The sequence below is a fragment of the Streptomyces sp. NPDC057002 genome, from assembly GCF_042673825.1.
GTDB lineage: Bacteria > Actinomycetota > Actinomycetes > Streptomycetales > Streptomycetaceae > Streptomyces.
On sequence record NZ_JBHURZ010000007.1, the window covers coordinates 102,652 to 128,025 of the forward strand.

Annotated in this window: 16 protein-coding genes; 9 read left to right on the plus strand and 7 right to left on the minus strand. The window is 72.5% G+C overall.

Features of this window, described 5'->3' with window-relative positions:
- Window positions 1-114 precede the first annotated feature (114 nt).
- The 3 genes from ACFT32_RS31570 to ACFT32_RS31580 form a co-directional block, all read right to left on the minus strand.
- The gene (locus tag ACFT32_RS31570; RefSeq protein ID WP_382496099.1) at window positions 115-588 is read right to left on the minus strand and encodes a peptidyl-prolyl cis-trans isomerase; all 474 of its coding nucleotides are present in this window, start codon (window positions 586-588) and stop codon (window positions 115-117) included.
- Between the two features lie 173 nt (window positions 589-761).
- Window positions 762-4,970: an NEW3 domain-containing protein gene (locus ACFT32_RS31575; protein WP_382496101.1), complete on the minus strand. Its 4,209-nt coding sequence runs from the start codon at window positions 4,968-4,970 to the stop codon at window positions 762-764.
- Between the two features lie 141 nt (window positions 4,971-5,111).
- Complete coding sequence (locus tag ACFT32_RS31580) at window positions 5,112-5,996, minus strand: MurR/RpiR family transcriptional regulator (protein WP_382496103.1); 885 nt, start codon at window positions 5,994-5,996, stop codon at window positions 5,112-5,114.
- A 121-nt stretch (window positions 5,997-6,117) separates the two neighbouring features.
- On the opposite strand from ACFT32_RS31580, the gene ACFT32_RS31585 reads away from it, so the two are divergent.
- Window positions 6,118-6,882 carry a sugar isomerase domain-containing protein gene (locus ACFT32_RS31585; RefSeq protein ID WP_382496105.1) on the plus strand — a complete coding sequence of 255 codons (765 nt, stop codon included), beginning with the start codon at window positions 6,118-6,120 and terminating at the stop codon, window positions 6,880-6,882.
- 55 nt (window positions 6,883-6,937) lie between these two features.
- Here ACFT32_RS31585 and ACFT32_RS31590 read toward each other — a convergent pair whose 3' ends face one another.
- Complete coding sequence (locus ACFT32_RS31590) at window positions 6,938-10,039, minus strand: beta-N-acetylglucosaminidase domain-containing protein (RefSeq protein WP_382496107.1); 3,102 nt, start codon at window positions 10,037-10,039, stop codon at window positions 6,938-6,940.
- A gap of 283 nt (window positions 10,040-10,322) precedes the next feature.
- Between ACFT32_RS31590 and ACFT32_RS31595 the strand changes: the two genes are divergently transcribed.
- The 8 genes from ACFT32_RS31595 to ACFT32_RS31630 all read left to right on the plus strand — a co-directional run bounded on the left by ACFT32_RS31595 (window position 10,323) and on the right by ACFT32_RS31630 (window position 22,726).
- Window positions 10,323-11,333 carry a LacI family DNA-binding transcriptional regulator gene (locus ACFT32_RS31595; protein ID WP_382496109.1) on the plus strand — a complete coding sequence of 337 codons (1,011 nt, stop codon included), beginning with the start codon at window positions 10,323-10,325 and terminating at the stop codon, window positions 11,331-11,333.
- 199 nt (window positions 11,334-11,532) lie between these two features.
- The gene (locus tag ACFT32_RS31600; RefSeq protein WP_382496111.1) at window positions 11,533-12,882 is read left to right on the plus strand and encodes an ABC transporter substrate-binding protein; all 1,350 of its coding nucleotides are present in this window, start codon (window positions 11,533-11,535) and stop codon (window positions 12,880-12,882) included.
- 13 nt (window positions 12,883-12,895) lie between these two features.
- Window positions 12,896-13,837 carry a carbohydrate ABC transporter permease gene (locus ACFT32_RS31605; protein ID WP_382496113.1) on the plus strand — a complete coding sequence of 314 codons (942 nt, stop codon included), beginning with the start codon at window positions 12,896-12,898 and terminating at the stop codon, window positions 13,835-13,837.
- Window positions 13,834-14,652 (plus strand): carbohydrate ABC transporter permease, encoded by an 819-nt coding sequence (locus ACFT32_RS31610; RefSeq protein ID WP_382496115.1) that lies wholly within the window; start codon window positions 13,834-13,836, stop codon window positions 14,650-14,652. Before ACFT32_RS31605 ends, ACFT32_RS31610 begins: the two co-directional genes overlap by 4 nt.
- A gap of 29 nt (window positions 14,653-14,681) precedes the next feature.
- On the plus strand, window positions 14,682-16,742 hold the full coding sequence (locus ACFT32_RS31615) for a beta-galactosidase (RefSeq protein WP_382496117.1): 2,061 nt from the start codon (window positions 14,682-14,684) through the stop codon (window positions 16,740-16,742).
- A 126-nt stretch (window positions 16,743-16,868) separates the two neighbouring features.
- The gene (locus tag ACFT32_RS31620) at window positions 16,869-17,807 is read left to right on the plus strand and encodes a Dyp-type peroxidase (RefSeq protein WP_382496119.1); all 939 of its coding nucleotides are present in this window, start codon (window positions 16,869-16,871) and stop codon (window positions 17,805-17,807) included.
- 162 nt (window positions 17,808-17,969) lie between these two features.
- On the plus strand, window positions 17,970-22,532 hold the full coding sequence (locus ACFT32_RS31625; RefSeq protein ID WP_382496121.1) for an HAD-IC family P-type ATPase: 4,563 nt from the start codon (window positions 17,970-17,972) through the stop codon (window positions 22,530-22,532).
- 62 nt (window positions 22,533-22,594) lie between these two features.
- Window positions 22,595-22,726 carry a hypothetical protein gene (locus ACFT32_RS31630; protein WP_382496123.1) on the plus strand — a complete coding sequence of 44 codons (132 nt, stop codon included), beginning with the start codon at window positions 22,595-22,597 and terminating at the stop codon, window positions 22,724-22,726.
- A gap of 66 nt (window positions 22,727-22,792) precedes the next feature.
- On the opposite strand, the gene ACFT32_RS31635 is transcribed toward ACFT32_RS31630, so the two are convergent.
- The 3 genes from ACFT32_RS31635 to ACFT32_RS31645 are packed head-to-tail and all read right to left on the minus strand — an operon-like array spanning window position 22,793 to window position 25,302.
- The gene (locus tag ACFT32_RS31635; RefSeq protein WP_382496125.1) at window positions 22,793-23,530 is read right to left on the minus strand and encodes an FAD:protein FMN transferase; all 738 of its coding nucleotides are present in this window, start codon (window positions 23,528-23,530) and stop codon (window positions 22,793-22,795) included.
- A gap of 4 nt (window positions 23,531-23,534) precedes the next feature.
- Entirely contained in the window at window positions 23,535-23,948 is a 414-nt protein-coding gene (locus ACFT32_RS31640; protein WP_382496127.1) for an FMN-binding protein, read from the minus strand.
- 13 nt (window positions 23,949-23,961) lie between these two features.
- A complete protein-coding gene (locus tag ACFT32_RS31645) occupies window positions 23,962-25,302 on the minus strand; it encodes a ferric reductase-like transmembrane domain-containing protein (RefSeq protein WP_382496129.1) in 1,341 nt (446 codons plus the stop codon).
- Window positions 25,303-25,374 lie beyond the last annotated feature (72 nt).

Below are 25,374 nucleotides of genomic sequence, written 5' to 3' on the forward strand. Positions count from 1 at the left end.
TGCTGCCCTCCTGGGACCAGTCGTCGCTGGATCGAGTCGCTGGATCAAATCACCAAGTCGGACTTCGATTGATGAAAATGTGGACCAGAATTCATCGGAGGTCAATGGTTTTGCTCAGTGGTGGTGTTCGTGATCCTGGTGCGTGGGGTCGCCGGGGTGTTCGTAGCCCTCGGCGTACTCGACGTCCGCGCGGGCCTCGTCGAGCCAGGTGAAGAAGGCGCGGTGGGCTGCGGCTTGGCGTAGTTCGCGTTCGATGCGGTGGCGTACGCGGCTGTACGGATGGATGTCCGTGGGGGCTGGTTCGTCGTAGGGGTCGACGCCGCGTCTTAGGGCCTCGGGGGTGAGGAAGCGGTCTCGGTTGCGGGTGTAGTAGTCCCGTACGGCCGCCTCGGGGATGTCCTGCTCGTGTTCCAGGTCGGTGAGGAGGGCTTGGGCGGCGGGGGAGTGGGTGAGGGCTGCGGCGATGATGCTGCCGAGGGTGGCGACGTCGGGTTCGGGGACGTTCAGCAGGTGCGTCGGGAGGGCGTTGGGTGGTGGGAGGCCTCGTTCTGCGCAGGCTCGGCGGGCGAGTTCGTCTGCGATGATCACCTGGGTTGCCCAGCGTCGTTGTTGGCGGTGTCGTCGTGCGGGTGCGGCGGTGTTGTGGCTGGTCGCGCAGTTCCCCGCGCCCCTAGAGGGCGATGTACCGCCCGCGTTCAGGAAAGCTGCCACCCGGTCCTGCGGGATCGGTTCGCCCCGGACGAGCGCCGCGTGATCTCCCGTCATGGCGTCACCACCAGCTCCACGGCCTTCGTGTACGCCACGCAGCCGTGCCAGGCCGTCTTCGCCAGCAGCCAGTACGAACCCGGTGGGATCGCCGTGCCGTCCACCTCGATCACGGACTCGGCCTGCTCCCCGCCCGGCACCGTGAAGCCCTGGCAACCCGGGGTGACTCCCGGCCACGTGCCCCAGGAGGAGACCGCCCACAGGGTGCCGTTGACGGGGCCCTGGGTGGGGTTCCGCAGGGTCACGGGGACCCGGGCCCGTTCTCCTCGGCGGACGGTCACCCGCTCGACTCCCAGATCCGTCACCAGAGTCGGGCCGCTGTGGCCGTCCGGCACGTCCAGGGCCACCACGTCCTCGTAGGTCTGGCCGCCGTACGACAGCCGCGCGGCGAGCCAGTGGCGGCCGGGGGCGGGGTCCGGGGGCGGCGTCACCGTGATATCCGTGAGGGTGAAGCCGCCGGGGGCGAGGGCATAGGGGAGTTCGGCGGGGTCGGTGGTCCAGCCGGGTGGGGTCTCGAAGGTCACCGTGCCCGACACCGGGGCGTCGGTGAGTTCCGAGGAGACCCGGACGGTCGCCGTGACCGGGCCGTCGGCGGTGAGGGTGGTGGGGGAGAGGTAGACCGCGACGGGCATGTTGCCGCGTGGGGCGGGGCCGGAGTTGTGCAGCCAGTAGCGGGTGGCGATCGGCTGGGCGGGCTCGTGAGCGTCGATGCCCGGCCCGGACGCGAGGTCCGGCGCGTGGGCCGGGGTGGCCAGGATCGTGGCGACCTCGAAGCCGGTCAGGTCGGCCTCGAGAACACCGTCCGCGTCGAGGGCAAGGGGCTCGCCGGGCGTCTCCAGGACGTCGGCGCGGGTGCCCGCCGACCAGGGGACCGGTCCGGTCAGCCGGGCCCGCACCGGGCGTCCGTCGACCTCGTGCACGCGGACAACGACGCCCTGCCCCGGATCCACGGGCGCCGCGCTGCCCCGGGCCAGCGGGGAGCCGGCCGGTTTGAGCGCGTCGAGCAGTACCTCGCCGTCGGACTCCAGGCCCAGCAGGGCGACGTCCCTCGGGAGGGCACCCGAGGAGCGACGGAGCCGTGCCGTCAGCGGGCGGTTGTACGCGTGGCCGGCCTGGGGCAGGCGCAGTTCGCGCCAGTCGCCGGGGCCCGCGACGACGGCGTACTCGAAGGTGTGCGACCAGCGCTGGAGCTGGAAGCCCGAGCCGTCGGGGGCGGTCCGGCGGGGTGGGTCCACCCAGATCCCGGACGGCCAGCCGGTGCAGGAGCGCATCAGGGACATGTAGAGGTCGCCGGCGGAGGTGACCACACAGCCGGGCGTGCCACGGTTGAGGACGGCGAAGCCGCGCCCGTCCCAGGCGTCACCGGGCGGCAGCGCCTCCCCGCCACCGGCGGCCGTGGCCGTCACCGTGAAGTCGTCCAGGTCGGCGACGAGCGCGTCGACCGCCTTGGCGTCGTCCTCCGGGCGGGTGCCCGCCACCACGAGCAGCGGCAGACGTTCCAGGTCGCGCAGGTCGGCCCCGGGGATCCACTCCTCGCGCAGAGAGGCGCGCGGCGCGACCCAGACGGCGGCCACACCCCGCTCGGCGAGCTGACGCCTGAGTTCCCGCCCGGCCGCCGGGTCCCAGCCGAGCGCCTCGGCGACCACGGTGTTGCGGTCGGGGCCGCCGACGGCGATCCGGATGTCGGGGAGGTTGGAGTCGACCTCCAGGTCGCCGTAGCGGGGTCCGCCCGCGATGGTCGAGGTCGCCGTGACCCCGGCCCGGACCAGGGCCGCCGCGAGCGGGGCCCCGAGGTCGCCCGCCATGTCCCAGTCGGCGTACACGAGTTCGGCGACGCCGATCGAACGGTGCCCGAGGAGGGTGCCGGACTCGTCGTGCACCGCGACCCGTGCGGTGGAGCCGAGGCCGAACCACGTGTTCGCGGGGTTGTCCAGCGTCCACGGGAACCGCTCGCTGTCCACCTCCACGAACCCGAACCCGCGCCCGATCACCGCGTCCGCCACCTCGTGCACCGGCAGCCCGCCCCGTACGTCCGACGGCCAGCGCACCCGGATCAGCCGGTCGGCGCCGTCGTAGCCGTCGAGGGTCGTGGTGACGTCGAGCCGGTCGACGCCCTGCCACAGCGTCAGGCGCTGGGTGTAGCGGAAGAGGCCGAGGTCGGCGGTGACGGTGATCCGGGAACCGGCGGCGGAGTGCTCGGCGCGCACCTCGGCGGTCACGTCCCGGCTGCGGGCGGCGGTCGTGCCGGTCGGGGTGAGGTGCCAGGGGCCCTCGCCGAAGCGCGGGTGCCTCGGGTACTCCTCCTGGACGACGATCTCGTTGCCGATGTCCCCGGGCCGCAGCAGCTCCCGGCCGCCCTCGGCCAGGGCGCGCAGACCGCTGACGCCACCGCCGCGTGCCGGGTCGACCGTCACCTCGTAGAACTCGTTGCGGATGGTGAGGCCTTCGGCGGGTTCCCATCCGGGGACCGTCCCCTCGGCGAGCGGGAGCGCCTTGAGGCCCATGCCGGGTACCTCCGGGACGACGACATGGAGGCGGCCGTCCTCGCGGACCGCGGGGAGTCCCCGGGGTACGAGCCCCGGGTCGTCGACCGTCAGCACGTCCCGCCGCGTCCAGGGCGCGGAGTTGAACACGACCAGGTCGGGGCCGTCGCCGGGGGCGACCCGGTCGGCCAGGGCCTGGGTGGCGTCGGCGTGCACGCTCCCGGCCAGGTCGTGCAGTTCCCGCCAGCCGGTCATCAGGTCGATGTACACCTGGTCCGACTCCGAGCCGGTGATGGCGTCGTGGTGTGCGCCGTAGACCAGCTGCCGCCAGGCCTTGTCCAGGGCCGCGTCCGGATAGGGGTGTCCGGTGACGAGCGAGGCGAGCGTCGCCCAGGCCTCGGCGTCGGCGAGCAACGACTCGCCGTGGCGCTGGGCCTGCTTGGTGTCGATGTAGGAGACGTCCTTGCCGGTGTAGACCGGGTTCATGTCGCGGGTCTGCGGGGAGGCCTTGCGGCCCTCCGCCTCCAGCTCGGCGCGGACGGCGGCGAAGAAGTCCCGGGGGATCGCGCTGATGAACCGCGGCCACACGTACCGGGCGTTCCAGTCGCGGTGGATGTCCATGACCCAGCGGCACGGCGGCGCGTAGTCCCCGCCCACCGGGAGCAGCACATTGCGGGTGAGCGCGACCTGCTTGAGCCGCTGGAACAGCTTGTACGCGGCGGCGTTCGCCTCCGGCAGGGTGGGCGCGTTGTCGATCGCCCAGCCGGCGCCGTAGTGGTTGACCATGTACGCGGTCAGCAGGCCGCGCCCCGACGGGGCGATCCAGTCGAACTCGGCCGGGAACTGCATCCGGCCCGGGTCCCTCGGTTCCTCGCCGAACACCGACAGCGTCGGCCCCCACTGGTGGAACGGCCCGCGCGCCCACGAACTGGAGCTGACCCCCGCGTCCGCCATCAGCCCCGGGAACTGCGGGTCGTGCCCGAAGGCGTCCAGCTGCCAGGCCGTCTCGGGTGAGGCCCCGATGATCCCGCGCTGGAAGCCGTCGCCGCACAGGGCGTTGCGCACGGTCGCCTCGGCGCCGGTGAGGTTGGTGTTGGGCTCGTTGTAGGTGCCGCCCATGATCTCGACGCGGCCGGTGCGGATCAGCTGCCGCAGGAAGGCGCGCTCCTCCGGGAAGGAGTCCCAGTAGGGCTTGAGATAGTCGACCTCGGCGAGCACGAAGGTGTACGCCGGATCGCGACGGGCCAGGTCGCAGTGGGCCCGGACCAGGCTCATGCCGGACTGGCCGCGCGAGTCGAAGGTACGGGCGGGCAGTCCGCTCGTCGCCGGGTCGTCGGCGACGTCCCAGGTCTCGGTGTAGGCGCCCTGGGTGTTCCACCAGACGGGGTCGTAGTGGAAGTGGCTGACCATGAACATGGTCCAGCCGGGTTCCGCCGCCGTGAACGCGCCGGTGCGGGTGGTGACTTCGGCCCCGTCCGTGGCGGTCACGGTGATCTCGCGGCGGTCACCGGGGACCAGGTCCTCGCCGGTCACGGGTATCTCGGCGCGTGCCGTGCCGTCCTCGCCGACGGTGGTCTCCGCGGTGCCGCTGAGGCCCGGGCCCTCGACGTTGAGCCGGACGGCACGGCCCGGGGCGTGGCTCAGCCCGACGGCCACCACTTGGCGCGGCTGTTCGGTGGTCCCGGTGAAGAGCTCGGTGGACTCGACAGAGGTGACGCGCATGGGGCTCCTACGAGTGCTCTGGGGGGAGCCCCATCCTGCATGGCAGGAATGATTCAAACAACCATCTTCACGTCAACTTGGTGGTTCATCCATGCACCCTCGGCCATCCTCGCCGGCGCCGTGCGCACCCCTCGACCATGCTCACCTGGCCCGCCGGGACTTCACCGCGTGCTGCCCGGCGATGTGGTCGGTCAGCGCCAGCGAGGCGCTCGCGCGCTGGTAGGAGAGCTGGGCGACCCGGACGTACAGGCAGTCGATGAGCACCAGCGCGCTGTGCCGGGCGCCGATGCTGCCGGTGCGGAAACTGGTCTCCGAGGAGGAGGAGACGAGCCGGACGTCGGCGGCCCGGGCGAGCGGCGAGCGCGTGTCGGCCGTGATGGCGACGGTGGTGGCCCCGCGCTCCTTGGCCAGTTCGAACGGCTCGATGGTCTCGCGCGTCGCCCCGGAGTGGGAGATGCCGATCGCCACGTCGGCGGGTGTGAGCAGGGCGGCGGAGGTGGTCGCGGCGTGCACCTCGGTCCAGCCGCGCACCGCGCAGCCGATCCGGAACAGCCGGGTCTCGGTCTCCTGGGCCACGGCCCCGCTGCCACCGACGCCGTAGACGTCGATGCGCCGGGCCCGGGCGGTGGCCTGCGCCGCGCGCTCGACCGCGTCGAGGTCGATCCGCTCGATGGTCTGCTGCACCGCCCGCAGATCCGCGCTGCCGACGACCTGCACGACCCGCTCCAGGCTGTCGTCCGGCGAGATGTCCGCGCCGATCTCGGCGGTCCCCCAGTCGGAGACCTCGCCCCGGCCGCGCTCCTGGGCCAGTTCGATCAGCAGGTGCTGATAGGAGTCCAGCCCGATGGCCCGGCAGAAGCGGGTCACCGTCGCCTGGGAGGTGCCGGTGCGGCGGCCCAGCTCGGCGGCCGAGCAGTGGGTGACGGCGGCCGGATCCTCCAGGATCAGCTCGCCGACCTTCCGCAGGGAGCCCGCCAGCCGGGGCAGCTCGGTGCGGATCAGTGTGGTGACGTCCGTGGGAGGCATGGGGAGAAGGTACCAGCCACCCTACCCTGCGTGACTTGAATACCAGGACCCGATATGGTTTATGGATTCATCGATGGAGAAGCATAGGGTGGTTCAATCCATCAGTGAGGAGTGTGGTCGCGTGTCCGTCGAGTCTGTGAGCGCCCAGGGGTTCGCGCGGGAGAGCCTCGCCGCCCTCCAGCAGGTCATCGAGTCCGCCCGCGACGGCGTGGCCGCCGCCGCCGACCTGGTCGCCGAGTGCGTGCGCGCGGACGGGGTCGTCCATGCCTTCGGCACGGGTCACTCGCAGGCCCTCGTCCTCGAACTCGCCGGCCGCGCCGGAGGACTGGTCCCCACCAACCGGCTGAGCATCGCCGACCTCGTCCTCTACGGCGGCGAGAACCCGTCCGTCCTCGACGACCCGCTCCTCGAACGGCAGCCCGGAGTGGCCCGGCGGATCTACGACCTCGCCGCCCCCAACCCCCAGGACCTGTTCGTCGTCATCTCCAACTCCGGCGTCAACAACGTCATCGTGGAGATGGCCCTGCACGCCAAGGAGCACGGCCACCGCGTCCTGGCCCTCACCTCCCTCACTCACACCCGGGCCGTCCCCGCCGCCCATCCCAGCGGGCGGAAGCTGGCCGACATCGCCGACGTCGTCCTCGACAACGCGGCCCCGCGCGGCGACTCCCTGCTCGAACTGCCCGGCGGCGGCTCGGTCTGCGCCCTGTCCACGCTCACCGGCGTGATGCTCGTCCAGATGACCGTCGCCGAAGCGGCCGGACGCCTCCTCGCCGCCGGCGAACGCCCCCCGGTCTATGTCTCGGCCAATGTGCCCGGCGGCTTCGAGGGCAACCTGGAGCTGGAGAAGAAGTACGCGGGCCGGATCCGCCGCACGGCGAGCTGAACCGGACCGTACGCAACGGCCGGGGTCCCTCGTCGGGACCCCGGCCGTTCCCGTCTCACTTCACGGGTACGGGCGTCAGCGCGACGGCCAGCGGATACGCGCCGGTCGTCAGCGGCGTCCCGACGGCACCGGACGCCGTGTCGACGGGGACCAGCGCGCCCGCGTCGGCGGTGGTGACGTACGCCGTGCCTCCGTTCCAGTCCAGGGCGACGTCGAAGGCGGACCTGCCGACCGTCACCGCCTTGCCGGGCGCGCCGGTGACCGTGTCGACGGGCGTGACGGTGTCGCCGGTGCTGGGGCTGACCCACAGGGTCCGGCCGTCGGGGGACAGGGCGAGACCGTACGCCTGGCCCGAGACCAGGAGGGTCGGCTCGGTGTCGTTCGTGGCCGTGTCGATCGGAGTGACCGTCGAGCCGCCGGAGTTGGACACATACACCGTCTTCCCGTCCGGGGCGGCCACGATGTTGAAGGGGCTCGGGCCGACGGGGACGGAGGCAGCGGCCTTTCGGGTGGTCAGGTCGACCGGGGTGACCGTGTTGTCCTTGATGTTGGGCACGTAGAGCGTCCGGCCGTCGGGCGTGATCGCCAGGTTCTCCGGCCCATTGCCGACCTGGACGGGCGCTCCCGGGGTGAGGGAGGCCGTGTCGACGGGCTGGACCGTGCCGTCCGAGTAGTTGGCGACCCAGAGGGTGCGGCCGTCCGGGGTGAGCACGAGCCCGGCGGGGACCTTGCCGACGGGGACCGTGGCGGTGACCTTGCCCTGCGCCACGTCGATCACGCTGACCGTGTTCGAGCCCTGGTCGGCGGCGTAGGCGGTACGGCCGTCCGTGCTCGTCACCACCTCGCCGGGGTTGGCGCCCACGGGGATGTTCGTGGTCTTCCGCGAGGACAGATCGACGGAACTGACCGATGCCCCGCTGAAGTTCACCGTCAGCGCCCTCGACGAGCCGGTGCCGTCGGTGACCTGGACCGGGAGCGCACGGTCGAGTACGCCGTCGCCCGCCACCCCGACGGACCGCACTCCGGCAGTCGCGTTCTCCCCGGCCGTGACGGTGACCGTCGCGGACGCGCTGCCCCCGGCCGGGACGGTCGCGGTGCCCTCCGCGGGCGAGACGGTGACGCCGTCGGGGGCGGTCAGCTTCCATGTCACCGACCGGGCGGCGGTGGCGGCCGTGTCGGAGAAGGAGAGCGTGATCTTCGCGGACCCGCCCGGCTTCAGACTGACGGAACCGGGCGCGAAGGCCGCGTCCACACCCGGGTCGGGCGCGTTCTCGATCATCGCCGTGTAGAGGAACTGGTCCATCACGCCCGGGGACACCTGCTGGGGGATCGCGTCGAGCTCCTTGCGCTGGGACCTGAGCCGGTTCCAGTACGTGGTGACCGCGTCGGAGTCACCGCGCTTGCCGGCCAGCAGCAGGTCCACGGCCGTGCGCCCCGCGCTGCCGTACCGGCCGAGCTTGTCCAGCCAGGCCGAAGTCTCCTGAAGGAACCCGGGGTTGTCGAGGCGGGCCCGGAGTTCACGGGGCGTGGCCGCCATGTCGGCGAAGTACGAGCGGAGCGCCGCGGCGGCACGGTCGAGGCCCGAGTCCTCGTCGTAGGCCTTGCGGAACTCGGCGATGAGGGCGCTCAGCGTGGGGGACTCGGTCGGGTCGAGCTGGGACGAGTAGTTGTTCTCGGCGAAGATCCGCATCCACTTGGCGGCATCCGGTCCGGCGAGGTCGCGGACGGAGGCGAGGAACGCGGCCCGCGGGTCGTAGGAGTCCGGGTTCCACAGATAAGCGGCCGAGGTGAACAGGGCGAGCCGGCTCGCCTCGCCCTGGACCATCGGGTTGGCGGTCACCCCGGTCGCCGCCTTCGCCACGCCGGGCTCGCGGCCGGTGTAGGGGCCGAGCAGGAGGCGGCTGGTGACGTAGTCGTTCACCGGGTAGTTGTCCCAGACCAGGATCGGATGGCCGTAGACCTCACGGGCCTTGGCGACCTGCTCGGCGGTGATGGTGGGGGCGATCACGCCGACGCCGGTCCACTCCACGACCACCGACGGGTCCAGCTTCTCCCGGAGCGCCTTCTTGTAGGGGGAGTCGGCGAGGTCGGAGTACTCCGTGGGGACCATCTCCAATGGGTGCAGGCCGGAGTGGCCGGCCGAGAAGTCCTTCCAGACCTCGTTGAGCAGATGCGCCTGCGCCGCCCCCGCCGCACCGCCGCCGGTGCCGAACTCCTTCTCGTCGGCGGCGCAGTTCCACTTTGTGTAGCTGATGTCGTCCAGCGGGATCGCGAAGGAGCGCACGCCGATGGCGTACAGGGAGTCGAACTTGCGGGTGAGCGCCTTGATATCGGCGTCCGAGGAGTAGCAGACGGACAGTCCGGGGGAGAGGGCGTAGGTGAAGCGGACGTGGTTGGCGTCGGCCCGGTCGACCAGTTCCCCGAGCCGCGCCAGCTCGGCGGGCGGGTACTCGTCGCGCCACTGGGCGCGGAGGTAGGGGTCGTCCTTGGGGGAGTAGACGTAGACGTTCTGCTTGGTGCGGCCGTAGAAGTCGAGCTGGTCCAGTCGCTCGGTGTGCGACCAGGGGGTGCCGTAGAAGCCCTCGATCACTCCGCGCAGCGCGGCCGTGGGCCAGTCCCGGACGGTCACCACGGGCACGGTCCTCGTGACCAGTTGGCGCAGGGTCTGTGCGGCGTAGAAGGTGCCGGTGCGGTCGGTGCCGGACACGGCGAGGAGGGTGCGGCCGTCCGCGCGGCCGGAGGCGAGGACGTAGCCGCCGGAGGGCAGTCCGGCGGGGGAGGGGGCCTTGAGGCGCCGCAGGGCCGAGGCGGTCGCGGTGTTCTCCTTCGGGCCGCCCAGGAAGACGGTGAACCCGGCCTTCGCGGGCGGCTTGTCGACCGTCACGATCCGCTTGGCTCCGGCGTCGCGCAGGACGCTCTCGACGACCCGCCGGGCCGAGGGGTCGGTTCCGCGTCCGACGACCGCCACGACCCGGTCGGGGACGGTGAGCCGGCCGGGCCCCGTGTGCAGGCTCTTCGGCCGTGGCCACACCTGGGGCAGGGCGCTCTTCGACGGCTCGTCAGGTGCGGCGGCCGCGGGCGGCACGTGTGTGAACGTGAGACCCAGTGCCAACAGCAGCGCGGCGGTGGGAAGTCTGAGACGAGTGGCTGGGAACACGGATTCTCCTTCCCGGGGGAGGGGTGAGGGGAGAGGTGAATGGAGCCACCGAGTGATGCTAGAGATGCTGAATCAAGCAATCAATGGGGCGTCGGAGATCGTCTCCGCCCGGGGCATTGACGCCGTCGGCCTCGACTCCCACACTGGCCTGACTACGTAGTCAAGCAAGCCCTTCCGGTCAGACGGCTTCGATTGACTACGTAGTCCGTTCTCATGCCATCTCCTGGGAGCCCTCATGACGACGAGTGGAGCCGCCGGCGGACGTCGCCGCCGTGGTCCCGGCATGACCGAGGTCGCACGTGCCGCCGGGGTGTCGCAGAAGACCGTCTCCCGGGTCGTCAACGGCGAGCCGCATGTCAGCCCGGAGGTGCGCGACCGCGTCCTGAGGGTCATCCGCGAACTGGACTACCGTCCCAACACCGCGGCCCGGGCCCTGCTCCTCGGCCGCTACCGGCGGATCGGCGTGGTCTCGCTGGGCAGTTCGCTCTACGGCCCGTCGACCCTGCTCATCGCCCTGGAACGGGCGATGCAGCGCGCCGGGTACTCCGTCGCCCTGGCCAGCACCCTGGAGGGGCAGAAGGTCTCGGTCGCCGTGGACGCGCTGCTGGAACAGGGCGTGGACGGGATCGTGCTGTCCGAGCCCATCGACGACGGCACGCCGCTCAGGCTCAGCGCCGAGGTGCCGGTGGTCAGCGTCGGCGAGGGCGTGGAACTCGCCCAGGGTGCCTGTGCCGTGGTCGGCGGCGACGGCATCGCGGCCGCCCGGATCGCCACCGAGCATCTGCTGGCCCTGGGTCACCGCACCGTCTGGCACCTGCCCGGCCCGCAGGACTGGTGGGCCGCCCGTGACCGTCTGCGCGGCTGGCGCGAGGCTCTCGCCGCCGCCGGCGCGCCCGAACCGCCCCTGCCGTCACCCGGCGACTGGAGCCCGGCCTCCGGGTACGCCGCCGGACGGCAGCTCGCCGGACTCTCCGATGTGACGGCCGTGTTCGCCGCCAACGACGACATGGCCATCGGCGCCCTGCGCGCGTTCGCCGACGCGGGCCGCGCCGTCCCCGGCGACGTGAGCGTCGTCGGCTACGACGACATCCCCGCAGCTGCCTATCTCTCCCCGCCGCTCACCACCGTCCGGCAGAACTTCGCCGCCGTCGCCGACCGCGCCGTCGACGTACTGATCGCCCTGATCGAGGGCCGCCCAACACCGGCCGAACCCGCCGACCAGGCGGTCGAGTTGACCGTACGGGCCTCCACCGGCCCGGTACGCGACCCGGGCCCCGCGCTTCCCCGCCACTAGGCCCTGTCGTCAAATTCCCGCCTGCCTCGCGACGCCTGGCACGCACGCTCGCCGCGTTGCCGAACCGCCCACGTGGCTCCGCCACGAGGACGCTCCGGCGCCTTGCGATCGCACGCACCAGACGCCGCGAGGCCCGCCCTCCGGGCGGACGACGGGAATTTGACGACAGGACCTATCCGCACCACGTGAGGAGTCACGTGTGTACACCCCACCGTCCCCTGCCCCTCCGACCCGCCGCGCCCTGCTGCGCGGAGCCCTCGGCCTCGGTACGGCCGCCGCCCTCTCCGCCTGCGGACAGGGCGATACGACGCCCCGTACCTCCGGTGACGTCACCCTCTCCCTGTGGACCCACGACCCGGGCTACGAGGCGTTCTTCGTGAAGGGCGTCCCGGAGGCCGACCGGGCCACCGACTTCCGCTACCACCTGAAGGTCACCCGCTCCGGGCCCTCGGACATCGTCACCAAGCTGCTCGCCCAGGCCGTCGCCGGACGCGGCACACCCGACATGGTGGGCTTCGAGATCGGCAGCTTCCCGCGCATGCTGCGCGGCGACATCGCCGAGCGGCTGCTGCACGACTTCACGCCCGACATCGAGGCCGTGCCCGGTCTGAAGGACGATCTGCTGCCCGCCCGCACCGCCCCCTTCAGCAGGGACGGCCATGTCTACGCCTTCGACTCGGACACCCCGATGGTCGTGTACTTCTACCGCGAGGACCTCTTCGACGAGTACGGGCTGCTCCAAGGCGACCAGACCTGGGAGGAGTTCGCCGAGGCCGGCGCGCGGGTGTACCGGGATCACAAGGCCTCGATGTGCGTCGTCTCCACGGTGGGCAGCGACCCGGGCCAGGTCGTGCAGTCCTTCCAGATGCTGCTCTACCAGCGCGGGGGCGAGTTCTTCGACGCCGACGGGAAGCTGCGGCTGGACTCGCCGGAGGCCGAGGAGGTGCTGCGCTTCCTCTGCGAGGGGCTGCGCAGCGGGTTCGTCATCGACGTGGCCGACTACTACGGGGCCGCCATGCAGACCGCGCTGAAGAGCGGCCGGGTCATCGGTCTGCCCATGGCCATCTGGTACAAGAACTACGGCCTGCTCCCCAATGTGCCCGAGCAGAAGGGCAAGTGGCGGGTGCGGGCGCTGCCACGATTCGCGGGGGGTGGCGGAGTCACCGCCGCGCTCGGCGGTACCGGCTTCGGTGTCATCAAGGACAAGGCCAACACCCGGGCCGCCACGGAGTTCCTCTTCAAGACGTGGCTCACCCACGACGGCCAGGTGCGGCGGTTCACCGAGACCGGCTATCTGCCCACCCGGCGGTCCGTGTACGAGGATCCGCGTCTGGGTGCGTACAGGGACGAATTCTGCGGCGGCCAGCGGCTGTTCGGCCTCTACCGCTCGCTGCTCCCGGATGTGCCGGCGTTCCATCAGAGCCCGGACCAGTCGATCCTCTACGACGTCCTCGCGGGCAATCTGTTGCGCGCCTATCGCGGCAGCCTGACCCCACGGCAGGCGCTGAAGCAGACCGCGGCCGATTTTCGTGACCAGGCCGGGCGTTAGGAGGACGACCGACATGACCACCACCGTCACCGGGCCGTCCGGCATCACGCACGAGCACAGTGCCCCCGACCGCACGGCGCACCGCCCCCGTACGTCCTGGGCGCCCTACCTCTTCATCTCGCCCTTCTATCTCCTCTACGTCCTTTTCATGCTGGTCCCGGTCGGGGTCTCCATGTGGCTGAGTCTCACCGAGTGGGTGGGGCTCGGGACCCCGCGCTGGGTGGGGCTGCGCAACTACCGGCTGCTCGCCACCGACATCAGCTTTCACCGGGCCCTCGGAAACACCGGCGTCTTCGTGCTGGTCGCGGTCTGTCTCGTCGTGCCGCTCGCGCTGCTGATCGCCCAGGCGCTCAACGCCAAGGGGCTCAGGGCACGCGACCTGTGGCGGACCGCCTACTTCGTGCCGATGGTCGTCTCCCCGATCCTCGTCGCCCTGGTCTTCGGCCTGATCTTCGACCGGCAGTTCGGACTCGCCAACGCGGTGCTGCGGGCGCTGTTCGGCACCGGCGGTGTCGACTGGCTCGGCGATCCGGGCATGGCCAAGGTGAGCATCGCCCTGGTCATGCTGTGGCGCTGGACCGGCTATCTCACCGTCTTCTTCCTCGCCGGACTCCAGAGCGTGCCCCGTGAGCTGTACGAGGCCGCCGCCATCGACGGGGCCGGCCGGCTGCGCACCTTCACCACCGTCACCCTGCCGGCGCTGAAGCCGGTGACGGCGTTCGTCGTCGTCACGTCCTTCATCTGCGCGGCCCAGATCTTCGAGGAGCCGTATCTGCTGACCGGCGGCGGACCGGCCGAGTCGACCCTCTCGGTGAACATGTTCATCTACCGGGCCGCCTTCCAGCGCCAGCAGTTCGGCTACGCGGCGGCCGCCGCCGTCGTCCTCTTCGTCCTCGTCTTCGGCCTCAGCCGGCTCTTCAACCGTCTCCTCGGCATCGGGAGGGCCACCTCATGACACGCGCCCGACTGCCCCTCTACGGCGTCCTGGTCCTGCTGTTCCTGGGCTTCCTCGCCCCGCTGCTGTGGGCCCTGAGCGGCTCGTTCAAGCCGCGCGGCGAGATCTTCGGCTACCCGCCGAAGCTGATCCCCGACCCGTTCACCCTGGACAACTACCGCACCCTGCTCACCGAGCAGCCCTTCGGCCGCTGGTTCCTGATGAGCACGGTGGTCGCCGTCGTCGCCACCACCGTGTCCGTCTTCGTCTGCGCGCTGGCCGGCTACGGCTTCGCCAAGTTCCGCTTCGCCGGGAAGCGGCTGCTGTTCAACGTCATGTTCAGCTCGCTGTCGATCCCCTTCGCGGTGGTCCTCGTGCCGCTGTTCGTGATCGTCGTGAAGACCGGGCTCGGCAGCCCGTGGTTCGCGCTGATCGTGCCGTGGGTGGCGCCCGCGTTCGGGATCTTCATGATGCAGCAGTACATCGTGCAGTCCATTCCGGACTCGGTGCTGGAGGCCGCCCGGATCGACGGGGCGAGCGAGTTCGGCATCTTCCGGACCATCGTGCTGCCGCTGCTGCGGCCCTCACTGGGTGCCCTGGCCGTCTGGCAGTTCCTGCAGAGCTACAACAGCTTCCTGTGGCCGCTGGTGCTGGTCTCCGACAGCTCCCAGTACACCCTGCCGCTGGGTCTGCAGACCCTGTTCGTGTCGGAGCAACGGCAGTACGACCTCGTGCTCGCCGGAGCCGTCCTCGCCGTCCTGCCCGCCGTCGTCCTCTTCGTGCTGCTGCGCAAGCAGCTCCTCGAAGGCCTGTCCACGGGCGCCGTGAAGGGCTGACCGTCCCCCGACCCATTGCAAGGAGAAGCATGTTCGAGCTGCCCCGGCGCGTCCTGTTCGGTGCCGCCTACTACCACGAGTACCAGCCGTACGAGCGCCTCAAGGACGACCTCGACCTGATGGCCGAGGCCCGCTTCACGGTGATCCGCGTCGGCGAGTCGGTGTGGTCCACCTGGGAGCCCGAGAACGGCCGCTTCGACCTCGACTGGCTCCAGCCCGTCCTGGACGGCGCACACGAGCGGGGCATCTCGGTCATCCTCGGGACCCCGACGTACGCCGTGCCGCCGTGGCTGGCCCGGCAGTACCCGGAGATCGCGGGGGAGTCCCGCACGGGCGAGCGCCTCGGCTGGGGCGCCCGGCAGGAGGTCGACTTCACCCACCCCGCGTTCCGCTTCCACGCCGAGCGGATCATCCGCAAGGTCGTCGGCCGGTACGCCGACCACCCGGCGGTCATCGGCTTCCAGGTGGACAACGAACCCGGACTGCACCTCTTCCACAACCACGGCGTCTTCCAGCGCTTCACCGACGAACTGCGCGAGCGCTACGGCGACGTGGAGACCCTCAACCGCGAATGGGGCCTGGTCTACTGGTCCCACCGGCTGTCCACCTGGGCCGATCTGTGGACCCCGGACGGCAACGCCCAGCCCCAGTACGACCTGGCCTGGCGGCGCTTCCAGGCCCGGCTCACCACCGAGTTCATCGCCTGGCAGGCCGAGATCGTCCGCGAGTACGCCCGCCCCGGCCAGTTCGTGACGACCTGCATCTCCTACGACCGCCAGGGCGTCGAGGACGACCGGCTCACCGAGCGCCTCGACATCACCGCGGGCAACCCGTACTACACGATGCAGGACGCCCTGGCACTGCCCGACGTGAACGGGGACGGGCAGCACTGGACGACCAACGGCACCTGGGCGCTGTACCGCAGCGCCGACCGCATGTACTCCTCCCGCCAGGAGCCCTACCTGGTCACCGAGACCAACGCGCAGGCCATCAGCGGACCGTGGGACAACCGCCCCGCCTACGACGGCCAGTGGCGCCAGGCCGCCTGGGTGCTGATCTCCCGGGGCGCCTCGATGATCGAGTACTGGCACTGGCACACCCTGCACTTCGGCACCGAGACCTACTGGGGCGGCATCCTCCCGCACAACGGCAGGCCCGGCCGCGTCTACCGCGAACTGGCCGCACTGGGAGCGGAGTTGGAGAAGGCCGGTGAACTCGTGTCGGCCCTCACCCCGGACGCCGACGTCGCCTTCCTGTACGACGGGCCCAGCAAGTGGGCGCTCAAGGGCCAGCCGCCGCTCGCCGACGCCGACGGAAACCCGGACGGGCGGTCGTACGAGACCGTCTTCGACGCCTTCTACCGCGGCGCCTTCGACGCGCGGCTCCAGGCACGCGTCCTGCACCCCGGGCAGCTCGCGGACGCCGACCTGCCGCCCCTCCTCGTCGTCCCCGCCTACTACGCCGCCGACGACTCGGTCCTCGACCGGCTCCGCGCCTACGCCGAGGCGGGCGGCCACCTCGTGCTCGGCCCGCGCACCGGCTACGGCGACACCGAGGCCAGGGCCCGCACCGACCTCCAGCCGGGCCGACTGGCCGAGGCGGCCGGGGTGACGTACGACGAGTTCAGCAACCTGCGCGACCCGCTGCCCGTCACCGGAACGGACTCCCTCCCCCTCCCGGCCGACGCGCACGCCCTGCACTGGGCGGACGGACTGCGGCCGCAGGGGGCCGAGACCCTGGCGGCGTACACGCATCCGCACTTCGGCCGCTGGCCCGCGATCACCACGCACCGCCACGGCGCCGGCCGCATCACCTACGTCGGCACCGTGCCCGACCCGGTCCTCGCCCGGGCCCTGTTCGACCGGTACGCCCCGGACCGTGCCCGGCGCCCCGCCCACCCGAGCGTCACGGCCACCTCGGCGACCGCCCGGGACGGCCGCCGCGTGCGCTTCCTGCACAACTGGTCGTGGGACGAGGTGTCCGTGCCGGTGCCCGCGGCCGTGCGGGACGTGCTGTCGGAGACCGTGTACACGGACGCGGTGCCGCTCGGGCCGTGGGACGTCAAGGTGCTTCAGGACGAGACGCCGTAGCAACCGTCCTTTCCGGCCGGGGAGTTCCTGCCGCCTGTTCGCTGGGCATCGTGTCAGGGGCGTGGGCCGCGCCGCCCCGGAGGGGGAGCGGGCGGGCCCTGTCGGCCGGCGAAGGGATGGGAAGCCATGACGTCACCGCTGCCCCCGGGAGAGACGCTGCCACAGCCGCTGCTGAACCCGCCGGCGTCGATCGCGGTGTTCCTGGTCGCCACGATCGAACCCGGCGGGGAGGCCGCCGTACGGGAGGCGCTGGGCTCCCTCGCGGGCCTGGTGCGGTCCGTCGGCTTCCCCAGCCCCGACGGCGGTCTCGGCTGTGTCGCCGGGGTCGGATCCCGGGCCTGGGGACGGCTGTTCGACGGCCCGCGGCCCGCCGAACTGCACCCGTTCCGCGAGCTGGCCGGGCCCCGGCACCACGCCCCGGCCACCCCGGGCGACCTGTTCCTCCACATCAAGGCCGCCCGCACCGACCTGTGTTTCGCCCTCGCCGCCGAGCTGGTACGGCGGCTGCGCGGCGCGGTCACCGTGCGGGACGAGACGCAGGCCTTCGCCTATTTCGACTCGCGCAACCTCCTCGGCTTCGTCGACGGCACCGAGAACCCCGTCGGCCGGCCCGCGGCCGACGCGGCGCTGGTCGGCGAGGAGGATCCCGTCTTCCGCGGCGGCAGCTACGCGATGGTGCAGAAGTACCTGCACGACATGGACGCGTGGGAGGCCCTCGCCGTGGAGGCGCAGGAGAAGGTGATAGGACGCACCAAGCTCACCAACCTCGAACTCGACGCACCCGGCTCCCACAAGGACGTCAACACCGTTCTCGGCCCGGACGGCTCGGAGCAGAAGGTCCTGCGCTCCGCGATGCCGTTCGGCAGGCCGGGGCACGGGGAGTTCGGCACGTACTTCGTGGCCTACGCGCGCACGCCACGAATACCCGAGACGATGCTGCGCAAGATGTTCCTCGGCGAGCCGGGCTCGGGGCCCGACCCGCTGCTGGACTACTCACGGGCCGTCACCGGAAGTCTGTTCTTCGTGCCGCCGGCGGGGTTCCTGGAGGACCTGCCGGAGGGGTGACGGCGGCCGCTCGGCCGGACCCGCCGGACAGCGGGGTGCTCGCCCGCCCGGCGCATCCGGAGCCGCTGAGCAGGACGGTGGTGAGGGGGCGTGCACATACTGGTGTGAGTGTCGTCCTCAGGGGCGCCGCTCAAGTTCCTGTCGGCCGATGGTGGAGGCCGCGTGATCTGGCCAGTGCTGTCCTCCATGCTCTCCGGGTCCGTGCTGCCCGTCATCGGCCGGCTGCTGCGCCCCCGTACGCCCCGGGTGTGGCGGACCCCTGGGGGCGTGCAGGTCGAGATCCGGCACCTGGGAGGGCCCGGGACGGTGCGTGCGGCCCGCGAGCTGGAGGCCGCGCTGCGCCGGACGGAGGGGGTGAGCCGTGCCGAGGTGAACGGCACGCTGGGATGCGTCTACGTCGGGTGCGGGCCGGAGACCGATCTGGAGCGCGTCGCGGGCCTCGTCGCCGCCGCGGACGCCGCCGAGGAGGCAGGCGCCCCCTGCTCTGTCGGTGCCGGCCCGTCGCGGTCCCCGGTCGGCTTCCCGGGGGCGGCGGGGCCGCGGGCCGGGGCGGCTGTCCGGCTCGGCGCGGGCCTGGTGGGCGTGGCGGTGGCGTCGGTGGGCGACATGATGCGGCTGAGGGGCCTGCCGCCGGTGGTGCTGTCCGCGATCCAGTTCGTGGAGTCCGCTCCGCCGCTGCGTGAGGGCATCACCCGACGGCTCGGCGAGACGGCCACCGAACGGACCTTCGCCGTGGCGAACCTGCTGGTGACGACGCTGACGTTCCGGCCCCTGGGCGCCACGGTGGCCGCTGTCGTGTCGTGGTCCCGGTACGCGGAGGTGCAGGCTCGCCGCAGGGCGTGGGGGGACTGGTCGCGTCGGCTGGCCGCGCACGAGGGGAGCTACCGTCACGACGCGCAGCCCGGTCAGGAGCGGCCCGCCCCGCTGCCACCGGGTCCGGGCGACCGCTACGCCGCGGTGGCGGCTCCGGTGTCCCTCGGGGCCTATGCGCTGACGGCAGTCGGCACGCTCAGCCATGACCGGGGCCTGGCGCTGCTGATCTCGGGCACGCCGCGCGGCCCTCGGCTCGGCGGCGAGTCGTTCTCGTCCACGGTGGCCCGGGCCCTCTCCGACCGCGGGGCACTGGTGCTACGGCCGGAACGACTGCGCCGCCTGGACCGGATCGACACCGTGGTCCTCGACGCCCGGGTGCTGGCCGACGGCGGCTGGACGGTCGAGGGTGTGGCGCGCCTGACGCCGCCCGGCACCCCGCAGGGCGGTTCGGACGACGATGAACTGTACGCGCGGATCCACGAGTTGATCGAGCCCGGTGGCCCGGCCGGGTGGCGGACCGGGCGCGGCGCCGACCCGCTGCGAACGCGGCGGCAGGGAGGCTGGGAGCTGCGGCCCTTCACCGCCACGGACACTCTCCCTCACGGGGGTCTCGGCAGCGCCCCGGCACCTGCCGTGAACAGCGTCGCCGTACCCGACGGGACGGCCGCCCGGGCCCGGCAGTGGGCCGAGGAAGGCGCGCAGGTGATGCTCCTGCTGCGGGACGGCAGGCCGGTGGCCGTGACCGGCCTGGTCCCCCAACTGCATCCGCTCGCCCACCATGTGGTGCGCGCGGCACGGGAGTGCGGCCGCGTCCGGCTGGTGGGCGGCCCGCCGGGGCTGCACCGCCGGTTCGGGCTTCCCGAGGCCGCGCCCACCGGGCACCGGCGCACGGCCGCCCTGGTCCGCTCCCTGCAGGCGGACGGCCACGGTGTCGCGGTGGTCTCGGCGCGGACCCGGCGCGCCCTGGTCCGTGCGGACCTGGGCATCGGAGTGATCGCCGTGCCACGGCACGTGCCCTGGGACGCCGATGTCGCCGCCCCGCCCGATGTCGTCCACCTGCTGCTGACGGCCCTGCCGGAGGCCCGGCGGATCGGCCGGCTCTGCGCGCGGCTGGAGGCCGGCGGCGCCGTGGCGGGCTCGGCCCTCGCGCTCCTGGTCCCCCGTCCGCGGGCCTGGGCACGGGCCCGCCTGGTGACCGACGCGGTGACCATCGCCGGGATCGCGGCGGGGTTCTGGGCGGGGTGGCGGTTGCACGGGCGCCCGGCCCCGGCCGCCGCGGAGCGCACCCCCTGGCACGCGATGACGGTACGTCAGGTGATGACCCGGCTCGGTACGTCGTCCCGGGGGCTGCACGAGGCCGAGGCCGTCCGGCGGCGACAGCTCGCGGGCCATGACCGGCACGACGGTGCCGTCACCCTGGTCGGCCGGGTCGCCGAGGAGCTGGCCAATCCGCTCACTCCCATCCTCGCGGCCGGCGGCGGCATCTCGGCGGCGCTGGGTTCCCTCGTGGACGCCGTGCTCATCGGCGGAGTGCTCGGCGTGGACGCGCTCGTCGGCGGTGTGCAGCAGCAGAAGGCCGACCAGGAGGCGGAACGGCTGGTCGAGGCCACCTCGGCGCGGGTGCGGGTACGCCGGCCCGACCGGACGGAGCCGGACTGGGCGGCCGGTGAGCACCTGGTGCGCGGCGATGTGATCGAGCTGCGGGCGGGGGACGCGGTTCCGGCGGACTGCCGGGTGGTGCGGGCGCAGAACCTGGAGGTGGACGAGTCCAGTCTGACCGGTGAGTCGCTGCCGGTCGTCAAGAGCGCCGCGCCGTCCGCGGCCCGGGCGGTCGCCGACCGGACCTCCATGCTCTACCAGGGGACGACGGTGGCGGCCGGCGAGGCGCTGGCCGTCGTCGTCGCCACCGGGACGGCCACCGAGGCGGGCAGCGCGGCCGAGGCGGCCCCGGAGGGCGGGCCGCCGGAGAGCGGGGTGGAGCGGCGGCTGAAGGCGCTGGGCCGGTGGTTCCTGCCGGTGTCCGTCGCGGCGGGCGTCGTCCTGTTCGCCATCGACCTGATGCGCCGGCGGCCGCTGGGCGCCGCCCTGGGATCCGCGGTCAGTCTGTGCGTCGCGGCGGTGCCCGAGGGGCTGCCGTTCATCGCGACGGTCGCGGAGCTGGCCGCCGCCCGCCGGCTGTCCACCCGCGACACCCTGGTCCGCAGTGCCTCGACCATCGAGGCGCTGGGCCGTACCGATGTGCTGTGCTTCGACAAGACCGGCACGCTCACCGAGGGCCGGATCAGCCTGCGGCAGGTGTCCGACGGCCTCGAGCGCCGTCCGCCCGACCGGCTCACCCCGGCGCTGCGCAGGGTCCTGGCCACAGCGGCCCTGGCGGGTCCCCAGGGGCCGGCCGCGTCGCACGCCCATCCCACCGACCGGGCCATCGCCGCCGGGGCCGAGCTGCTCGGTGCCGCCCCGCCCCGGGCCGCCGGGCTCGGCTCGGACACCTGGGAGCAGCTGGCGGAGCTGCCGTTCGAGCCGGGACGCGGCTACCACGCCGTTCTGGGAAGGGTCGGCGCCGAGGCGCGGATCGCCGTCAAGGGCGCCCCGGAGGTCGTGCTGGCCCGTTGCGACCGCGTTCGCCGGGGCGAGACGACCGAGCGGTTCGACGAGGGGCGGCGCGCGGAGATCGAGGCGGAGGTCGACCGGCTCGCGCGCGAAGGCCTGAGGGTCCTCGCGGTCGCGGAGCGGCTCGCGCCCGCGCAACCGCCGGACGCCTCGCCGGGCCTCGGCGAAGGTCCGGATCTCGACGAGAGTGTCGACGGGCTGTGTCTGCTGGGCCTGCTGGGTCTCGCGGACCCGGTGCGGGCCACCGCCGCCGAGAGCGTCAGCCGGCTGTCGCGGGCCGGGGTGCGCATCGTCATGCTCACCGGGGACCATCCCAGCACGGCCGCGGCGATCGCCAGAGAACTGCGGCCCGAGGAGGAGCCGCGGCTGATGACCGGGGCGGAGCTGGACGCCCTGGACGACGCGTCCCTCGCCCGAACGCTGCCGGACGTCACGGTGTTCGCGCGGGTCACCCCCGCGCACAAGGTCCGGATCGTCACCGCGCTGCGCACGGCCGGCCGCGTCGTCGCCGTCACCGGCGACGGCGCCAACGACGCGCCCGCCATCCGCATCGCCGACGTCGGCATCGCCCTCGGCTCGCGGGCCACGCCCGCGGCCCGCTCCGCCGCCGACGTGGTGGTCACCGACGACCGCATCGAGACGATCGTCGACGCCTTCGTCGAGGGACGGGCCATGTGGGCCTCGGTGCGCAAGGCGCTGGGCATCCTGCTCGGCGGCAACCTGGGCGAGATCGCCTTCGTCCTGGCGACCACCCTGCTCACCGGGCGCAGCGCGCTGAACGCACGCCAGCTGCTGCTGGTCAACCTGCTCACGGACATGCTGCCCGCCATGGCCATCGCCGCCCGGCCGCCCGCCGACCACGCCGAGCGGCTGCTCGCGGAGGGACCCGAAGCCTCGCTCGGCAAGGCCCTGACCCGTCATCTCCGACTGCGCGCCGGGATCACCGCGGCCGCCGCCACCGTCGCCTGGGTCGTGGCCCGGCCGACCGGTACCCGGGCGCACGCCGACACCGTCGCCCTGGTCGCCCTGGTGGCCTCCCAACTGCTCCAGACGCTTCAGGACGCGGGCCGCGATCCGGTGGTCGCCGTGGCCGCGGTGGGGTCCCTGGTGGTGCTGGGTGTGGTGGTGACCGTTCCGGGGCTCAGCCATTTCTTCGGCAGCCGGCCCCTGGGCCCCGTGGGCTGGACGATCGCGCTGAGCTCGGCGGCGGGGTCGGTCTTGGTGCCCGCGGTGGTGCGGCACGGCGCCGAGGCGCTGACCAAAGTTTCCCCGCAGGAAACCCGAGTGAAGCCTCTCGTATGACATGGGACCGCAGAAAGGAGTGGTACCCAGCACGACGCACCGTTCACGAAAGGCGGCTCGCCATGCCGCACATCTTCAGCACGATCCTGACCCAGGTCGCGGTCGCCCTGATCGAGGCCGCCCTGGTACGGCTGTTCATGCAGCTCTGGAAGACGTTCGCCGCGAGCGGCCGTCCGGCAGCGGCCCACGCCTGACACCACACCGCACCCGGAGCGAGACAGCCCAGGGGCTGCGCACAGCCTGTCGCGACATGACAGGTCCTAGCCGCCCGGCAGCACGGCTGTCCCGGTGGCGGGGAAGCCCGGCGACCGCAGGACCCGGCGCCCGGCGTCCACCGCGAACACCTCGCAGCCCTCCCGGGCCGCGGCCCATTCGACGCCCTCGGCGCCCAGCGCGAACGCCGCCGTCGCGACGGTGTCGGCCTCGGTGAGGGTGGGGGCCACGACCGTGAGGCTGAGCAGCCCGGTCGCCGGGCGGCCGGTACGCCCGTCGACGATGTGGTCACCGCGCTCGTAGCGAGCGGACGTCGCCACGGCCCGGTCCGTGAGGTCCAGGACCGTGCACAACTGGTCGGCGTGCTCGGGATGCCGTACGCCCACGCGCCAGGGGCCGCCGGCCGCGACCACGTCACCGCCCGCGTTGAGGCAGAACCTCCGCGCCCCGGCCGCCGCCAGCAGCTCCGCACCCTTCTGCACCGACCAGCCCTTCACCACCGCGCAGGGATCGAGGCCGCGCCCCGGCAGGCGTACGTCGAACGCGCCCCCGGTCGCGACCCGGTACTCCTCGCACAGATCCAGGATCTCCCGGAGCGCCGCACTGGGCTCGGACACCTCCCCGCGGTCCAGCCGCGACACCTCGCTGCCCGGCCGGAACGGGCTGAACCGCGCGTCGACCTCGTGCAGCCAGGCGAAGAGGCCGTCCACCGCCGCCTCGGGGAAGCCCTTGTCGTCGATCCGGACCGACACCGGGAACCCCATCACCTGCTCGACGCGCCGCATCCCCTCAGCCCTTCGCGTCGATGGCGGCCTGGAGCGACTCCTTGTAGCCGTCGCTGGTGACCGTGGCGCCGGACACCGTGTCGATGTCGGCGCTCTGCGCCTGGAGCGTCTCCTCGATCAGCTTGGGCACGGCGGCCGTCGTCTGCGGATGGTTCGGCTGCTGGAGCATGCGCACCGAGGCGATCTTGTCGCCGGCGAAGGTGACCTCGACCTGCACCGGGCCCTTCTCGGTGTCGATCGTGGACCCCGACACGACGGTGGAGGTGGTTCCGCCCGACGACGAGGCCGAGGGCGTGGACGCCGGCGCCGCGGCCTCCGTGACGGACGACGACGATCCGGTGTCCTGCGAGGGCGCGTAGCGCCAGACCGGGATCAGGCCCGCGATGCTCAGGACGAGGACGGGTATGGCTCGTTTCACGACAATCTCCTCGTCATCCGGCCAGGCTGAAGCGTTCGAAGTGAACCTGCGGCCTGGGCACACCCAGCTCGCGCAGGCTGCCGAGCACCGCGTTCATCATCGGCGGCGGGCCGCACAGGTAGACGTCCCGACCCGCGATGTCCGGAACCAGGCGTGCCAGCTCCCGCGGCGCCAGCCGGTCGGGCACGGGCGGGCCGGTGACCAGGTGCAGTTCGGCGCCCTTGGCGTGCGCGAGGTCGCGCAGTTCGTCGTAGAGGACGGCGTCCTGGTCCGTGGCCACCCGGTAGATCACGACCGCGTGGCCGTGCAGTTCCTCCAGCAGGGCCCGGATCGGCGTGACACCGACGCCGCCCGCGATGAGCAGGGCGTCCGGGCGGGTGCGGTGCAGGGTGGTGAAGGCGCCGTAGGGGCCCTCGGCGAACACGCGCGTGCCCACCTTCAGGTGCCGCAGGGCCGCGCTCCCGTCGCCCGCGCGCTTGGCGGTCAGCCGGAGCGTACGGCCGTCCGGGGCGGCGGACAGCGAGAACGGGTTGGCCTGCCACCAGCGGTCCTTCGTCAGGAACCGCCACAGGAAGAACTGTCCGGCCCGGGCGGGCAGCCGGTCGAGGTCCCGGCCCGTGATGTAGATCGAGACGACGTGGTCGTTCTCGGGGACGACGGCTGTCACACGCAGCTGGTGACGGAAATTGCGCCACAGGGGCAGTACCAGACGGCCCGTGAACACCGCGGCGAGGGCCAGGCCCCACACGGCGTACCAGTACGTCTTCGCCGCCGACGACGAGGTGAACGTCGTACCCGCCGCGACCTGGTGCGTGAACGCCAGCACCACCGCGACGTAGGTGTACAGATGGATGAAGTGCCAGGTCTCGTAGGCCAGCCGGCGCCGGGCGGAGCGGGCCGAGACGACGCCGACCACGATGATGATCGCCAGGGCCGTGATCGCGCGCAGCACGCCCTCGACGGTCTCGGCGAGGTCCACCAGCTGGTTCACCGGGTCCAGCGAAGAGGACTGGGCGTAGCCGAAGACGATGAACACCGCGTGCGCGAGCAGCAGCCACAGCACCGAGAAGCCGGTCCAGCGGTGCCAGGACGTCAGCCGGTCCATGCCGATCCGCCGGTCGAACCAGGGCAGCCGGGCCACCAGCAGCAGCTGGAACGCCATGAGCAGCGAACCGTAGAGCCCGGTCAGCCGGCCCAGCACGATGAGCGTGTTCGAGGCGAAACCGGCCTGGACGAAGAACACGGCCACCACGACCGCGTTGGCGAGCAGCACCGCGTACAGGCCGGTGCGCCCCACCACTCTGGGGCGCACGCCCGCGCGGGTCGCCGCGGGAGGTTCTTGGAGGGTCGTCACGGTCGGCAGCTCCTTGATCGGATCCTGGGACACCGAGCTTGTCGCGGAGGAGCTGTCGAAATACTGTCGCTC

Excerpts from the sequence above, each read along its gene's own strand:
- ACFT32_RS31595 (WP_382496109.1), top strand. The coding sequence starts at position 10,323 with ATGACCGAGGTCGCACGTGCCGCCGGGGTGTCGCAGAAGACCGTCTCC.
- ACFT32_RS31580 (WP_382496103.1), bottom strand. The coding sequence starts at position 5,996 with ATGCCTCCCACGGACGTCACCACACTGATCCGCACCGAGCTGCCCCGG.
- ACFT32_RS31630 (WP_382496123.1), top strand. The coding sequence starts at position 22,595 with ATGCCGCACATCTTCAGCACGATCCTGACCCAGGTCGCGGTCGCCCTG.
- ACFT32_RS31620 (WP_382496119.1), top strand. The coding sequence starts at position 16,869 with ATGACGTCACCGCTGCCCCCGGGAGAGACGCTGCCACAGCCGCTGCTG.
- ACFT32_RS31615 (WP_382496117.1), top strand. The coding sequence starts at position 14,682 with ATGTTCGAGCTGCCCCGGCGCGTCCTGTTCGGTGCCGCCTACTACCAC.
- ACFT32_RS31605 (WP_382496113.1), top strand. The coding sequence starts at position 12,896 with ATGACCACCACCGTCACCGGGCCGTCCGGCATCACGCACGAGCACAGT.
- ACFT32_RS31575 (WP_382496101.1), bottom strand. The coding sequence starts at position 4,970 with ATGCGCGTCACCTCTGTCGAGTCCACCGAGCTCTTCACCGGGACCACC.
- ACFT32_RS31610 (WP_382496115.1), top strand. The coding sequence starts at position 13,834 with ATGACACGCGCCCGACTGCCCCTCTACGGCGTCCTGGTCCTGCTGTTC.
- ACFT32_RS31635 (WP_382496125.1), bottom strand. The coding sequence starts at position 23,530 with ATGCGGCGCGTCGAGCAGGTGATGGGGTTCCCGGTGTCGGTCCGGATC.